At 69.3% G+C, this 13,305-nt stretch carries 14 protein-coding genes; 8 read left to right on the top strand and 6 right to left on the bottom strand.

The window, feature by feature from the left end; translation table 11 throughout:
* Positions 1-71 precede the first annotated feature (71 nt).
* Positions 72-974: a diacylglycerol kinase gene (locus WU80_RS21595; protein ID WP_055405157.1), complete on the top strand. Its 903-nt coding sequence runs from the start codon at positions 72-74 to the stop codon at positions 972-974.
* 7 nt (positions 975-981) lie between these two features.
* On the opposite strand, the gene WU80_RS21590 is transcribed toward WU80_RS21595, so the two are convergent.
* From WU80_RS21590 to WU80_RS21580, 3 genes are all read right to left on the bottom strand, one after another.
* On the bottom strand, positions 982-1,494 hold the full coding sequence (locus WU80_RS21590; RefSeq protein WP_055405156.1) for a DUF3145 domain-containing protein: 513 nt from the start codon (positions 1,492-1,494) through the stop codon (positions 982-984).
* 141 nt (positions 1,495-1,635) lie between these two features.
* Entirely contained in the window at positions 1,636-2,454 is an 819-nt protein-coding gene (locus WU80_RS21585) for a serine hydrolase (RefSeq protein WP_055405155.1), read from the bottom strand.
* Positions 2,454-3,527: a class I SAM-dependent methyltransferase gene (locus WU80_RS21580; protein ID WP_055405154.1), complete on the bottom strand. Its 1,074-nt coding sequence runs from the start codon at positions 3,525-3,527 to the stop codon at positions 2,454-2,456. The genes WU80_RS21585 and WU80_RS21580 overlap by 1 nt, the downstream gene beginning before the upstream one ends.
* Before the next feature lie 32 nt (positions 3,528-3,559).
* Here WU80_RS21580 and WU80_RS21575 point away from each other — a divergent pair, with 32 nt between their 5' ends.
* Both WU80_RS21575 and WU80_RS21570 read left to right on the top strand, forming a co-directional pair.
* Positions 3,560-4,645, top strand: coding sequence for an S-(hydroxymethyl)mycothiol dehydrogenase (locus WU80_RS21575; protein WP_055405153.1), 1,086 nt, complete (start codon positions 3,560-3,562; stop codon positions 4,643-4,645).
* Positions 4,645-5,268, top strand: a complete 624-nt coding sequence (locus WU80_RS21570; protein WP_055405152.1) for an MBL fold metallo-hydrolase — start codon at positions 4,645-4,647, stop codon at positions 5,266-5,268. The genes WU80_RS21575 and WU80_RS21570 overlap by 1 nt, the downstream gene beginning before the upstream one ends.
* Before the next feature lie 32 nt (positions 5,269-5,300).
* On the opposite strand, the gene WU80_RS21565 is transcribed toward WU80_RS21570, so the two are convergent.
* Complete coding sequence (locus tag WU80_RS21565; RefSeq protein ID WP_055405151.1) at positions 5,301-6,017, bottom strand: SHOCT domain-containing protein; 717 nt, start codon at positions 6,015-6,017, stop codon at positions 5,301-5,303.
* Positions 6,018-6,088: 71 nt separating this feature from the next.
* Between WU80_RS21565 and WU80_RS21560 the strand changes: the two genes are divergently transcribed.
* The 3 genes from WU80_RS21560 to WU80_RS21550 all read left to right on the top strand — a co-directional run bounded on the left by WU80_RS21560 (position 6,089) and on the right by WU80_RS21550 (position 8,614).
* Positions 6,089-7,045, top strand: a complete 957-nt coding sequence (locus WU80_RS21560; RefSeq protein WP_055405150.1) for an SDR family oxidoreductase — start codon at positions 6,089-6,091, stop codon at positions 7,043-7,045.
* 16 nt (positions 7,046-7,061) lie between these two features.
* Entirely contained in the window at positions 7,062-8,159 is a 1,098-nt protein-coding gene (locus WU80_RS21555) for an SAM-dependent methyltransferase (protein WP_055405149.1), read from the top strand.
* Between the two features lie 68 nt (positions 8,160-8,227).
* A complete protein-coding gene (locus tag WU80_RS21550; RefSeq protein ID WP_055405148.1) occupies positions 8,228-8,614 on the top strand; it encodes a hypothetical protein in 387 nt (128 codons plus the stop codon).
* A 1-nt stretch (position 8,615) separates the two neighbouring features.
* On the opposite strand, the gene WU80_RS21545 is transcribed toward WU80_RS21550, so the two are convergent.
* Both WU80_RS21545 and WU80_RS21540 read right to left on the bottom strand, forming a co-directional pair.
* Positions 8,616-10,295, bottom strand: coding sequence for an Hsp70 family protein (locus tag WU80_RS21545; protein WP_055405147.1), 1,680 nt, complete (start codon positions 10,293-10,295; stop codon positions 8,616-8,618).
* 106 nt (positions 10,296-10,401) lie between these two features.
* Entirely contained in the window at positions 10,402-11,487 is a 1,086-nt protein-coding gene (locus tag WU80_RS21540) for a dihydrodipicolinate reductase (RefSeq protein WP_055405146.1), read from the bottom strand.
* A 106-nt stretch (positions 11,488-11,593) separates the two neighbouring features.
* Between WU80_RS21540 and WU80_RS21535 the strand changes: the two genes are divergently transcribed.
* Together WU80_RS21535 and WU80_RS21530 are read left to right on the top strand one after the other, a co-directional pair.
* A complete protein-coding gene (locus WU80_RS21535; RefSeq protein ID WP_197281321.1) occupies positions 11,594-11,923 on the top strand; it encodes an MmpS family transport accessory protein in 330 nt (109 codons plus the stop codon).
* Positions 11,924-11,941: 18 nt separating this feature from the next.
* A complete protein-coding gene (locus WU80_RS21530) occupies positions 11,942-13,240 on the top strand; it encodes a cytochrome P450 (protein ID WP_055405144.1) in 1,299 nt (432 codons plus the stop codon).
* Positions 13,241-13,305: the final 65 nt, after the last annotated feature.

The raw sequence follows: 13,305 nt of genomic DNA, 5'->3' as shown, positions 1-13,305 counted from the left end.
GGGCTCGGAGATGTGTATAAGAGACAGACCCTGGACCCGGCCGGAATCCTCAACCCCGGCAAGCTGATTCCATGACCGAGATCGCCAAGGTGATCGCGCTGACCAATCCCGTGTCGGGGCACGGCGCGGCAATCCGGGCGGCCCAGCTCGCGATCGCGCGGCTGCACCAACGCGGCGTCGAGGTCGTCGAGATCATCGGCGACGATGCGCAAGACGCCCGGCACCTGGTGAGCGCGGCGCTGGAGAAGGGTGCCGACGCGGTGATGGTCACCGGCGGCGACGGCGTGGTTTCCAACGCGCTGCAGGTGCTCGCCGGCACCGACGTTCCGTTGGGCATCATCCCGGCCGGCACCGGCAACGACCACGCCCGCGAATTCGGCATTCCCACAAGGGATCCCGAGGCCGCCGCCGATATCATCGTCGACGGCTTCACCGAAACCGTCGACCTCGGGCGGATTCGCGACGGCGACGGGGCCACCAAGTGGTTCGGCACCGTGGCGGCAACTGGATTCGACTCCCTGGTGACCGATCGTGCCAACCGGATGACCTGGCCGCACGGGCGGTTGCGCTACTACATCGCGATGCTGGCCGAGCTGTCGCAGCTGCGCCTGTTGCCGTTCCGCATGGTGCTCGACGGGACACGAGAGATCGACGCGGACATCACGCTGGCGGCGTTCGGCAACACCCGCAGCTACGGCGGCGGTCTGCTGATCTGTCCCAACGCCGACCCCACCGACGGCCTGCTCGACATCACGATGGCGCATTCAGCGTCGCGTACGAAGCTGGTGCGCCTGTTCCCCACCGTCATGAAGGGCACGCACGTCGACCTCGACGAGGTGACCACCGCGCGCGCCAAGACAATCCACGTCGAATGCCCCGGCATCAACGTCTACGCCGACGGCGACTTCGCCTGCGCGCTGCCCGCCGAGATCACCGCGGTTCCGGGCGCCCTGCGCATCCTGCGCCGCGACTGACACCCAGCTAGCCGACGCCCCGGCTCAGCCAGGTCACCTCGCCGACCTCGCCGCCGTCGCGGTACGCCTCGAGGGCGTCGTCCCACGCCGTGCCGAGCACGGTGTCCAACTCGGCGGCAAGGGTGTCGGCGCCCTGCGCCATCAGCGCCCGCAGCCGCATCTCGCCGACCATGACGTCGCCGTTGGCGCTCATCGCCCCGCTCCACAGGCCGAGCTGCGGGGTGTGGCTGAACCGCTGGCCGTCGACTCCAGGGCTGGGATCCTCGGTGACCTCGAACCGCAGCACGGACCAGGAGCGCAGGGCGTTCGCCAGCCTGGCACCGGTGCCCACCGGCCCGACCCAGTTGGTGACCGCGCGCAGCTGCCCGGGCATGGCCGGCTGGGGCGTCCAGGTGAGGTTCGCCTTCGCCCCAAGGGTCGACGACAACGCCCACTCGACATGCGGGCATACCGCCGCCGGCGAGGCGTGCACGTACACCACGCCAGTCGTCACGTCGGCGAATTGATTCGACGCACGCATTTCCTGCTCCTTCGGTTCCGCGAGGGACGTCTTCCCCAACGACCTGGCGGGACCTGGCAAGCAGGATGTCTAACTATTTTGTGTGTCGTGCGTGTCTATTGTGCCTTGTGTTGCCCATGTTGCGCTAGTGTGCATTTTCCTTTAGCCGTATTCGGCTAGCACGGCGTCGGAGAAGGCCGGCCACGGCGCCAGCGCCCAGTCCCCGAAATCGCGGTTGGTCAGGGCCACCAGCGCCAGGTCACGGTCCGGATCTGCCCAGATGAAGCCGCCCGCCTGGCCGAAATGACCGTAGGTTCGCGGCGAGTTGCGCGCGCCGGTCCAGTGCGGCGTCTTCGCGTCCCTGATCTCGAAACCCAGCCCCCAGTCGTTGGGTCGTTGGACGCCGTAGCCGGGCAGCACGCCGTCCAGGCCGGGAAATTGCACCGTCGTGGCCTCGGCGTGCAGTTGCGCCGAGACCGTCGCCGGCCGCAGCAGGTCGACGGCGAATTTGCCCAGGTCAGCCACCGTGGACGTGGCGCCGAACCCGGCCGCGTCCGCGCCGCCCTCCAGCCGGGTCGACGCCATCCCTAGCGGCTGGAACACCGCCTCGGCCAGGTAGCGGCCGAATTCGATGCCGGATTCGCGCTCGACGGCCTGGGCCAGCACGGCGAAGCCGTAATTGGAGTAGATGCGCCGCGCGCCGGGCGCGGCCAGTACGTGATCGTTGCCCAGGGCCAGGCCCGACGCGTGCGCCAGTAGGTGCCGGATGGTGGCGCCCGGCGGCCCCGCCGGGCTGTCCAGGTCCACGACACCCTCTTCGATCGCGACGTGCGCGGCCCGGGCCACCAGCGGCTTGGTCACCGACGCCAGCGCGAACACCCGCCCGGTGTCGCCGTGGCCGGCCAGCACACCGTCGGGCCCGATCACCGCCGCGGCGGCGGCCTCGACCGGCCAGTCGTCCAGCGCGTCGAGGGCCGACATCACTTCCGGGCGACGTAGTAGTTGTTGATGGGATCGGACTCGATCTCCGCCACCCGCACGTCGCCGAAACCGGCGTCGGCCAGCATTGCGGTGGCGAGCTGCGTTCCCCATGCCGTGCCGAGCCCAGCGCCGTCCAGCGCCAGCGACACCGTCATGCAGTGCATCAGCGACGTGGTGTACAGGTAGGTGCTCATCGGAATGCCGACGTTGTCCTCGAGCCGGCTCGACGCCTTGATGTCGGCCATCAGCAGGACACCGCCGGGCCGCAGGGCGCGATGGATGTTCTCCAGCACCCGCGCCGGCTGGGCCTGATCGTGGATGGCGTCGAACACCGTGATGACGTCGTAGGCGTCCCGCTTGTCCAGCAGCGCCAGGTCGTGGCTCTCGAAGGTCGCGTTCGCCAGGCCCAGCTCGGCCGCCTCGCGGGCACCGACGGCGATGGCGTGTTCGGAGAAGTCGACGCCGGTGAAGCGGCTGGCCGGGAACGCCCCTGCCATCACGTTGATCGCGTGGCCGCTACCGCAGCCGAAGTCCGCCACGTCGGCCCCCGCGCGCAGGCGGTCGACGAGCCCGTCGACCAACGGCAGCACGGTGTCCACGAGCGCGTTGTCGTACACCGCGGCGCTCTGCTCGGCCATCAGCGCGTGGAAGCGCGGGAATTCGCTGTAGTGCACCCCGCCGCCGTCGCGGAAGCAGCCGACGATCTGTTGTTCGACTTCGGCGAGCAGCGGGACGAACAGGGCCACCAGGGCCAGGTTGTCCGGGCCGGCCGCGCGGGTCAGCACGGCGGCCCGCTGCGCGGGCAGGGAGTAGGTGGCGGCGCCGGGGTCGTAGTCGACGACGCGCCCGGTGGTCATGCCGGCCAGCCACTCGCGCACGTAGCGCTCGTTGAGGCCGGCCTCCTCGGCGATCCGGGCGCTGGTGGCCGGGGCCAGCCCGGCCATCGTCTCGAACAGGCCGGTCTGATGCCCGATGCTCAGCAGCAGCGTCAGGCTGGCGCCGTCGATGGCCGCGATGATCCGTTCGCTGAATTCCTCGGTGGTTTCGAGCCCGGTCTCGCTTGCTGCCGTCACGCCCTGGGACGCTACACCGTAGGTTGGTGGCCATGAGTCAGACAGTGCGCGGCGTGATTTCGCGAAAGAAGGGCGAGCCCGTCGAATTGGTGGACATCGTCGTCCCCGACCCGGGTCCCGGTGAGGCCCTGGTCGACATCATCGCCTGCGGGGTGTGCCATACCGACCTGACCTACCGCGAGGGCGGCATCAACGACGAGTACCCCTTCCTGCTCGGCCACGAGGCCGCCGGCCGGGTCGAGGCGGTTGGCCCCGGGGTGACCGCCGTCGAACCGGGCGACTTCGTGATCCTGAACTGGCGGGCGGTCTGCGGGCAGTGCCGCGCCTGCAAGCGCGGCCGCCCGCACCTGTGTTTCGACACCTTCAACGCCGCGCAGAAGATGACGCTGACCGACGGCACGGAACTGACGCCCGCGCTGGGCATCGGGGCGTTCGCCGATAAGACGCTGGTGCACGCCGGCCAGTGCACCAAGGTCGATCCCGCGGCCGACCCGGCCGTCGCGGGCCTGCTCGGCTGCGGGGTGATGGCCGGCATCGGGGCGGCGATCAACACCGGCGCCGTCACCCGTGACGACACCGTCGCGGTGATCGGCTGCGGCGGCGTCGGCGATGCCGCGATCGCCGGCGCCGCGCTGGTGGGCGCCCGGCGCATCATCGCGGTGGACACCGACGACACCAAGCTGGACTGGGCCCGCCAGTTCGGCGCCACCCACACCATCAACGCCCGCCAGGCCGACGTCGTCGAGGCCATCGGAGACCTCACCGACGGGTTCGGGGTCAACGTGGCCATCGACGCCGTCGGCAGGCCCGAAACCTGGAAGCAGGCCTTCTACGCCCGCGACCTCGCGGGAACGGTTGTGCTGGTGGGGGTTCCGACGCCCGACATGAAGCTGGAGATGCCGCTGATCGATTTCTTCAGCCACGGCGGTTCGCTGAAGTCGTCCTGGTATGGCGATTGCCTGCCGGAACGGGACTTCCCCACCCTCATCGACCTCTATCTGCAGGGCCGGCTGCCCCTGGAGAAGTTTGTCTCCGAGCGAATCGGGCTAGACGACGTCGAGGAGGCGTTTCACAAGATGCATGGTGGCTCGGTGTTGCGGTCGGTGGTGGTGCTCTGATGGTGTCCATCGACCGGGTGGTGACGCACGGCACCTTCGAACTCGACGGCGGCAGTTGGGAAGTCGACAACAACATCTGGCTGATCGGCGACAACTCCAACGTGGTGGTGTTCGACGCCGCGCACGACGCGGCGCCGATCGTCGAGGCGGTGGGCGGCCGCCATGTGGTCGCGGTGGTGTGCACCCACGGCCACAACGACCACGTGACCGTGGCGCCGGAGCTCGGCAAGACGCTCGACGCGCCGGTGCTGCTGCACCCGGCCGACGAGGTGTTGTGGCGAATGACGCACCCGGACAGCGATTTTCGGTCGGTGTCCGACGGCGAGACCATCAGCGTGGGCGGGACTGAGTTGCGAGCGCTGCACACCCCGGGCCATTCCCCGGGATCGGTGTGCTGGTATTCGCACGACCTGGGTGTGGTGTTCAGCGGCGACACTTTGTTCGCCGGCGGCCCGGGCGCGACCGGCCGCTCGTATTCGGATTTCCCGACGATCCTGGAGTCCATCTCCGAGCGCCTCGGCAAGCTGCCCGGCGAGACGGTGGTGCACACCGGCCACGGCGACAGCACCACGATCGGCGACGAGATCGTCCACTACGAGGAGTGGGTGGCCCGCGGCCACTGAGCGGCTTTTGCCGCCCCCAGCCGAATCCGGCCCTAACGCCCCTCCAGCACGCGCCGCTTCTCGGCCTCGAACTCCGCATCGGTTAGCGCCCCGGAATCCCGCAGGGCCGCAAGGGTTTTGAGCCGCTCCAGCCGCACGCCCTCGTCGGTCGGCTCGTGGGCCACCGCAACGGCGGGAGCGTGATACGCCGGATTCGCCGCCACCACCGCCCGGCGCCGGGTGCGGGCCAGCCATGAGCCCGCCAGCAGCGCACCGACCAGCCCCGCCACGAAGGTGGCGACGAACAGCCACACCAAAAAGCCATAGGAGCTTTGGTGGCCGAAGGCCAGTCGCGGGGCGATGAAGCCGTTGACCTGCCCGTCGGTGGTGACGTTGTAGGTGCCGTTGGCCGCGATCCGCGCCACCCACACCCGCACGTGCGCGTCGTTGTTGACCGTCGTCGTGGTCCCGATGCTCTCGGTCACCACCGGCTGCGACACCCCCTCGGGCGGCGCGATGGTGACCCCCAGCGGCGGCACGGGCAGCCCGCGGTCGGGACCGCTGATCACGACGGTGTGCAGGCTGACGGTGACGTCGCCGGCCGGCAGGTAAACGCTGCCCGACCCGGGGATCGGCACCTCGCCGTAGGCGTTGTATTTGTCCAGGAAGAAGGCGTTGAGCACCAGGGCGGTGATGAAACCGCCCACCGATACGACCATCATCGCGATGGCAGCGGCCAGCGAAAGCTTCGCGAGCCGTCGGCTGCTCATCCACGCAGTGTGTCACCGGGGCGGCAAACGGCGCACACTGGACCCGGGCTACACCGAGAGGAGCGTTACGCATGGCCAACGATCTTGTCGCCACGGTGCCCGACCTGTCGGGCAAGCTGGCAATCGTCACCGGCGCCAACAGCGGCCTTGGGTTCGGCCTGGCCCGGCGCCTCGCGGCCGCCGGCGCCGACGTCGTCATGGCGATCCGCAACCGCGCCAAAGGCGAGAAGGCGATCGCCGAAATCCGCACCGCGGTCCCCGACGCCAAGCTCACCATCAAGGCGCTGGACCTGTCGTCGCTGGCCTCGGTCGCCGCCCTGGGTGAACAACTCAACGCCGAGGGCCGACCGATCGACATCCTGATCAACAACGCCGGCGTGATGACGCCGCCGGAACGCGACACCACGGCCGACGGTTTCGAATTGCAGTTCGGCAGCAACCATCTCGGCCACTTCGCGCTGACGGGGCACGTGCTGCCGCTGCTGCGCTCCGCCGGCAAGGCGCGCGTGGTCTCGCTGAGCAGCCTGGCGGCCCGTCAGAGCGGCAAGATCCATTTCGACGACCCGAATTTCGAGAAGTCCTACGCGGCGATGTCGGCGTACGGCCAGTCGAAGCTGGCGGTGCTGATGTTCGCCCTCGAGCTGGACCGGCGCAGCCGGGCGGCCGGCTGGGGCATCGTCTCCAACGCCGCGCACCCGGGCCTGACCAAGACCAACCTGCAGATCGCCGGGCCGTCGCACGGCCGCGAGAAGCCCGCGCTGATGGAGCGGCTGTACAAGGCGTCCTGGCGGTTCACCCCGTTCCTGTGGCAGGAGATCGACGAGGGCATCCTGCCGGCGCTGTACGCGGCCGCCGCGCCGCACGCCGAGGGCGGCGCGTTCTACGGGCCCCGCGGTTTCTACGAGGCGGCCGGCGGCGGGGTGCGGCTGGCCAAGGTGCCCGAGCGGGCGCGCAATGAGGCTGACTGCCAACGGCTTTGGGAGCTCTCCGAGCAACTCACCGGCGTGAGCTACCCGAAGCCAAGCTGACGACTATCGTTGGGACATGCGGCCTGAGCCTCGGATGCCCGAATCGAGCATTGTGGTCCGGCCCGAGCCGGTTTACACCCAGTCGTCGCGCCTGCAGGCCGCCGGGTTGGCCCCGGCGATCGCGTTGTTCGAGCGCGCCGCCGAGCAGGTGGCGCTGCCCAAGGCCCCGCAGCCGATCGTCATCGCGGATTACGGCGCCGCCAATGGGCACAATTCGCTCAAGCCGATGTCGGCGGCCATCGCGGTGCTGCGTCGCCGCACCCGGCAGGACCACGCAATCCTGGTGGTGCACACCGACATTCCCGACAACGACTTCTCGGCGCTGTTTCACACGCTGTCCGACGACCCGGAAAGCTACCTGCAGCTGGACGCGGCGACGTTCGCGTCGTCGATCGGCCGCTCGTTCTACGACCAGATCGTGCCGTCCAAGACGGTCAACCTCGGCTGGTCGTCGTGGGGGACGCAGTGGCTGAGCACCGTGCCCGGCGAGGTGCACGACCACGTGCACGTGACCTACAGCAGCGACGCGACGGCGCGCGCCGCCTACGCCGAGCGGGCCGCCCTGGACTGGCACAACTTCGTGGCGTTCCGCGGCCGCGAGCTGGCACCCGACGGCCGGCTGGTGGTGATGACGATCGCCCAGGACGAGGACGGCACGTCGGGGTTCCCGACGCTGCTCGACGCGATGCTGACCGGGCTGGACGATCAGGTGCGCGACGGTCTGCTCCGCCAGGACGAGGCACGGCGCATGACCATCCCAACATTTGCCCGCAGCGAGAAGGACTTTCGCGCCCCGTTCGCGCCGAGCGGGCGCTTCGAGGGCCTGACGATCGACCACCTCGAGATGTTCAACGCGCAGGACCGATTCTGGGCCCGCTACCAGGCGTACCGCGACGCCGAGGCGTTCGGCGGCCAGTGGGCGGCGTTCGCCCGGGCTGCCCTATTCCCCGCCCTGGTGCGCGGGCTGGACGGCGGGGCCCACGACGCGCGGGCCGGGGAATTCGTCGACCAGCTGGAGCGGGCGGTCGCGGCGCACCTGTCAACCGCGCCGGAGCCGATGCGGATTCCGCTGGCGCTGGTCGAGCTGGTCAAGCGCGAGCGAACCGGCCCGTGAGAGTTTCGACACAACGCCGCAACGGGTAACCCCCTCACATCGCGACTGCGACTGCGAGGGGGTTTTGCATGAGCGTGCAGGATGACAAGTCCACTGATCAGGCCAACGATCAGGACAAGGATCAAGACGACGAGCAAAAGCTGACCGAGAAGCCGGAGCCCGACGAAAGCGACAAAGAGAAGGCCGCCGAGATGATGGAGGCCTACAAGGAGAAGCCCACCATCGTGCTGCCCGGCACCGGCGGCAGCGTTTCGGGCACCGCGGTGAACGACTGGCTGGACGAGGACGGCAACCCCAAGCACGAAGTCGCCGAGGGCGCCGATTCCGGCGAGCAGAGCAAGTCCGACGATTCCCGCGACGAGGAAGCTCTCAAAGAGCAGATCGAGAAGGACAAAGAGCTCAACGAGAAGCTCAAAGAGGCCGCGAAGGCGGAGAACAAGGGCGAAAAGGATTGACCTACTGGGCCGTTCCCAGCGAAGGCAGTTGGGGGATGCCGCGGATGCCCAAGTCTCCCCCGATCCCTTGAATGATCTGGTTGACCCGGTCCAGCCCGGGAATGGGCTCGTTGAGGCCGGGCACCGGCGGAATGGGCGGCACCTCCGGGATCCGTGGGATCGCGGGAAGTGGCGCGGCCGCCAGCGGCGGCGCCTGCTGCGGTTTGGCTGACGGGACGGTGGTGGACGGCGTCTCGGTGTTGGCCGGTGGAGTGGTATCCGTGACCGACGGTGGCGGCGCCTCTTGCGTGGGCGGCGGTGGCTGAGCGGTCGCGGTGTTGGCCGGCGGTGCGGGAGCCGGGCTGCTGGTCACGCCGGGTGCCGGCGTCGTCGCCGATTTGTTCGCCGAGTGCAGGCCGATCGTGACCGCGGTGCCCACCAGCAGCGCGGCCGCCGCCGCGCCGACGACCGCCGCCAGCACGGGCAGCCGGAACAGACGCCGCTTGCGCTTCTCGGGCTCACTCGATGGTTCGGCAGGAGGCGTCACCCGCGCTTCGGTCGCGGTCTGCGACCACGCCCGCGCGGGCATGGCGCTCGCGGCGGGCGCGGCCTTCGCCGTGGCGGTCGCGGGCGCGGCGGGCGCCGACGCCGTGGCCAAGTTTTCGCCGGGTCCGTGCGCCGCCCGCAGCGCGGCGCCGGTGGCGGCCGTGAGCTGCGGGCGCGGCGTGGTGATCACCGGGACGCGGAAGTACTGCGACAGCGCGGTGGTGATCGCGGGGATATTCGCGCCGCCCCCGGCGGCGACGATCGCCACTAGGTCTTGGATCCCGTTGCGCGCCAACGTGTTTTCCAGCACCGCGACGAACCTGTCGAGCGGTGTGCGGATCGCCTCGTCGAGGTCGGCGCGGGTCACCGTCACGTCGCCCGTCAGGCCGTCGCGCAGCGCGGTCGTCGTGCCCGACGACAGTTCCTCCTTGGCGGCCCGGCAGGCGGTCCGCAGCCGGCTCAGCGAATCGATCGCCACGGTGCCCGCCGGGTCGAAGCCCGCGGTGCTCGGCATGTTGGAGACGACGGCGCTCAGCAGCGCCTGGTCGATCGAGTCGCCGGAGAAGTCGTTCAGGCGCAGGGTTGGGGCCAGCGCCTGGTAGTCGCCGTCGGTGGCCATGAACGTGACGCTGGTGCCGCTGCCGCCGAAATCGCAGACCGCAACGGTGCCGCGAGCCGGTATGCCGGGGTTGGTGCGCACGGCGAACAGCGTGGCCGCGGCGTCGGGAATCAGCAGCAGCGGCCGCGCCCGGTTGGACCATTCGGCCACCGAGCTCAGCGCGGTGCCCACGGCGTCGACCGTCGGCGAGGCCCAGTGGGCGGGGTAGGTCACCGCCACGCTCTCGGGCAGGGGCCGGCCGCCGGTCACGGCGTAGGCCACGGCGCGCATGGCGTCGGCGACCAGTTCCTCGCCGCGGTGCACCGAGCCGTCGGCCGCCACGATGCCGCGCGGGTCAGCGACCCGGTTCACGAAACCCGTCATCACCAGGCCGGGCTGGTCCAGGCGCGGGTTCTCCGCGGGAATACCGACCTCCGGCGCGCGCTCGGGGTAGAGCGTCAGGACCGGTTTGCGGGTGACGGCCTGGTCCGCGGCGACCGCCGCGAGGTTGGTGGCCCCGATCGACAGGCCCAGCGCGGTCCCAGCTCCATTGGCCATATATTCCAAACCCCAACTCCAGCGACTCGCACCCGGCTAGCCGTTATTGTGCCGCCGAAACCTGTACCGCGTCTCAGCGACACCTAGGTGCCCGCTGTGTGCGGGGTCAGCGGATGTTGCCGGCCCCGGCGATCAGCGGCAGGTCGAGCGGGGTGACCCAGCCGGGCCGCAGGTCGTTGACCGCCGGCACGGCGTTGAGGGCCCGCATCCCCGTCGCCAGGCACCCGGCGGTGGCCGCGTCGCGGCCCGAGCCGTCGGTGAACCGGAACGCGGTTTCCTGGAAGACGCTCGGCGTGCCCTCGATGTCCACCCGGTAGACGTCGTTGTCGTGGCCGCAGGGCCAGTCCGGTGCGGCGTCGAGGCCGATGCGGTTGACGTGCTCGAGCTGAATCCTGGTCTCGCCCTTGTAGATTCCGTTGATGGTGAAGCGGACGGCGGCGACGTGCCCGGGCTTGATGACGCCCTTGACGGTGTTGCGCTCGGTGGGCGTCACCCATTTGTCCCAGGTGGTGGTGATCTCGTCGAGCATGATGCCGGCCGCGTGCGCGATCATCGGGACGGTGGCGCCCCACGCGAAGATCAGCATGTTGGAGTCTTCCAGCAGCGGGGTGTATTCGGGCTCGCGGCCGATGCCCATCTCGACTTCGTAATCGCCTTCGTAGTTCGTGTAGTCCAGCAATTCCGACGCCCGCACCCGGCGCACCTCCGAGCACAGGCCCATCAGCGTCATGGGGAACAGATCGTTGGCGAACCCGGGGTCGATGCCGGTGGTGAAGCAGGACGACTCCCCCAGCTCGCAGGCCTCGGTGATGGGCGCGATCCAGTTCGGCGGGTTGAGGTGCATGGTCGGCCACACCCACGGCGTCATCGCGGTCGAGCACACGTCGATGCCGGCTCGCAGGAAGCGGGTGATCAGCGCGATGTTGTCCTTGGCGTGCATGGCGGTCGGGCCGTAGTGCACCAGCGCGTCGGGCTTCAGCGCGATCAGGGCATCGACGTCGTCGGTGGCGATGACGCCCACCGGCGCTCCCAGCCCGCAGACGTCGCCGACGTCGCGCCCGACCTTGTCGGGGTTGCTGACGCCGACGCCCACCAACTCGAACAGCGGGTGCTTGACGATCTCGGCGATCACCATCTTGCCGACGAAGCCGGTGCCCCAAACCACCACACGTTTTGTGCCGTGTTCCGACATACTCACCTTCCCGTACCAGCCCCCGTGGGACTCACCCTAGACCGGCCCGACCTTCGACTAGCCGGAAAGCTTCCCTAGCACCGCATGTGATGACACGATGCAAATCATGACGAAGCATGTGCGAGCGCTCTCGGTCCTGTTCGCTGTCGGCGTCGCGGCCGCCCCCGTGGCCCACGCGATCCCGCAGATGCCCCAGGCCCGCTACGAGGTGACCGGTACCGGCGTCGCGCAGTACATCTCGTACCAGACCGACCAAGGCCAGCTGCACCAGGTGAACGCGCCGCTGCCCTGGTCGACGGAGTTCACCTCGTTCGGGGGCCAGGTGTTCGTGGTCAGCGCGCAGGGCGTCGGGCCCATCCGCTGCCGGATTCTGCTCGACGGCAACGTGGTCGCCGACGCGCAGTCGGCGGGCGGCCGGACCGTCTGCACGCACTAATCCGCAGGAGGTTCTCTGGTGAGTCTGAAGACCGGCATCGCGACGCGAACCAACGGGGCGCCCCCGCCCGAGGTCCCCCTCGCCGACATCCACCTCGATTCCCTCGACTTCTGGGGCCTGGACGACGACTTCCGCGACGGCGCCTTCGCCACCCTGCGGCGCGAGGCGCCGCTGTCGTTCTGGCCCGCGATCGAGATGGAGGGATTCGAGGCGGGCGAGGGCTATTGGTCGCTGACCAAACACGACGACGTGCACTTCGCCAGCCGTCACCCGGAGATCTTCAGCAGCACGCCGAACATCACCGTCAACGACAACGCGCCCGAGATCGCCGAATACTTCGGCTCGATGATCGTGCTCGACGACCCGCGACACCAGCGGCTGCGCTCGATCGTCAGCCGGGCGTTCACCCCGAAGGTGGTGGCGCGCATCGAGGCGTCGGTGCGCGAGCGGGCGCGCCGGCTGGTCTCGGCGCTGATCACCAACCACCCCAACGGGGAAGCCGATCTGGTCACCGAGCTCGCCGGCCCGCTGCCGCTGCAGATCATCTGCGACATGATGGGCATCCCCGAGGAAGACCATCAGCGAATCTTCCACTGGACCAACGTGATTCTCGGGTTCGGCGATCCCGACCTGACGACCGACTTCGACGAATTCCTCAAGATCTCGATGGACATCGGCGCGTACGCCAGCGCGCTCGCCGAGGACCGCCGGCTCAATCACCACGACGACCTCACCACCAGCCTGGTCGAAGCCGAGGTCGACGGCGAACGGCTGACGTCGGCCGAGATCGCGTCGTTCTTCATCCTGCTGGTGGTCGCCGGCAACGAGACCACCCGCAACGCGATCAGCCACGGCGTGCTGGCCCTGTCGCGCTACCCCGACGAGCGGGAGAAGTGGTTTGCCAACTTCGACCGGCTGGCGCCCACGGCGGTCGAGGAGATCGTGCGGTGGGCCTCTCCGGTGGTGTACATGCGGCGGACCCTCACCCGCGACTTCAAGCTGAGCGGCACCAAGCTGGCGGAGGGCGACAAGGCCGTGCTGTGGTACAACTCGGCCAACCGCGACGAGTCGACGTTCGACAACCCCTGGCTGTTCGACTTGGCGCGTACGCCTAACCCGCACTTCGGTTTTGGCGGCGGCGGCGCGCATTTCTGCCTGGGCGCCAACCTCGCCCGCCGCGAGATCCGGGTGGTGTTCGACGAGCTGCGCCGCGAAATCCCGGACATCGTCGCGGTCGACGAGCCCGCGCGACTGCTGTCGCAGTTCATCCACGGCATCAAGACCCTGCCGGTCGCCTGGACCCCACCCCGCGGATGACCGTTCCCGCGTTCCCCTCGCCGGAGGTGTTGGCCGCCCGCGAGACTGTCTCTTATACACATCTG

The sequence above is a fragment of the Mycobacterium sp. UM_11 genome (assembly GCF_001414075.1).
Lineage (GTDB): Bacteria > Actinomycetota > Actinomycetes > Mycobacteriales > Mycobacteriaceae > Mycobacterium.
Note: the sequence above shows the minus strand (reverse complement) of the source record. Positions and strands in the feature narration are given on the sequence as shown.

Bases quoted from the DNA above. Each gene is read 5' to 3' on its own strand.
- WU80_RS21570 (WP_055405152.1), top strand. From the start codon at position 4,645: ATGGTGTCCATCGACCGGGTGGTGACGCACGGCACCTTCGAACTCGAC.
- WU80_RS21585 (WP_055405155.1), bottom strand. From the start codon at position 2,454: ATGTCGGCCCTCGACGCGCTGGACGACTGGCCGGTCGAGGCCGCCGCC.
- WU80_RS21565 (WP_055405151.1), bottom strand. From the start codon at position 6,017: ATGAGCAGCCGACGGCTCGCGAAGCTTTCGCTGGCCGCTGCCATCGCG.
- WU80_RS21540 (WP_055405146.1), bottom strand. From the start codon at position 11,487: ATGTCGGAACACGGCACAAAACGTGTGGTGGTTTGGGGCACCGGCTTC.
- WU80_RS21545 (WP_055405147.1), bottom strand. From the start codon at position 10,295: ATGGCCAATGGAGCTGGGACCGCGCTGGGCCTGTCGATCGGGGCCACC.
- WU80_RS21595 (WP_055405157.1), top strand. From the start codon at position 72: ATGACCGAGATCGCCAAGGTGATCGCGCTGACCAATCCCGTGTCGGGG.
- WU80_RS21575 (WP_055405153.1), top strand. From the start codon at position 3,560: ATGAGTCAGACAGTGCGCGGCGTGATTTCGCGAAAGAAGGGCGAGCCC.
- WU80_RS21560 (WP_055405150.1), top strand. From the start codon at position 6,089: ATGGCCAACGATCTTGTCGCCACGGTGCCCGACCTGTCGGGCAAGCTG.
- WU80_RS21550 (WP_055405148.1), top strand. From the start codon at position 8,228: ATGAGCGTGCAGGATGACAAGTCCACTGATCAGGCCAACGATCAGGAC.
- WU80_RS21555 (WP_055405149.1), top strand. From the start codon at position 7,062: ATGCGGCCTGAGCCTCGGATGCCCGAATCGAGCATTGTGGTCCGGCCC.
- WU80_RS21590 (WP_055405156.1), bottom strand. From the start codon at position 1,494: ATGCGTGCGTCGAATCAATTCGCCGACGTGACGACTGGCGTGGTGTAC.
- WU80_RS21535 (WP_197281321.1), top strand. From the start codon at position 11,594: ATGACGAAGCATGTGCGAGCGCTCTCGGTCCTGTTCGCTGTCGGCGTC.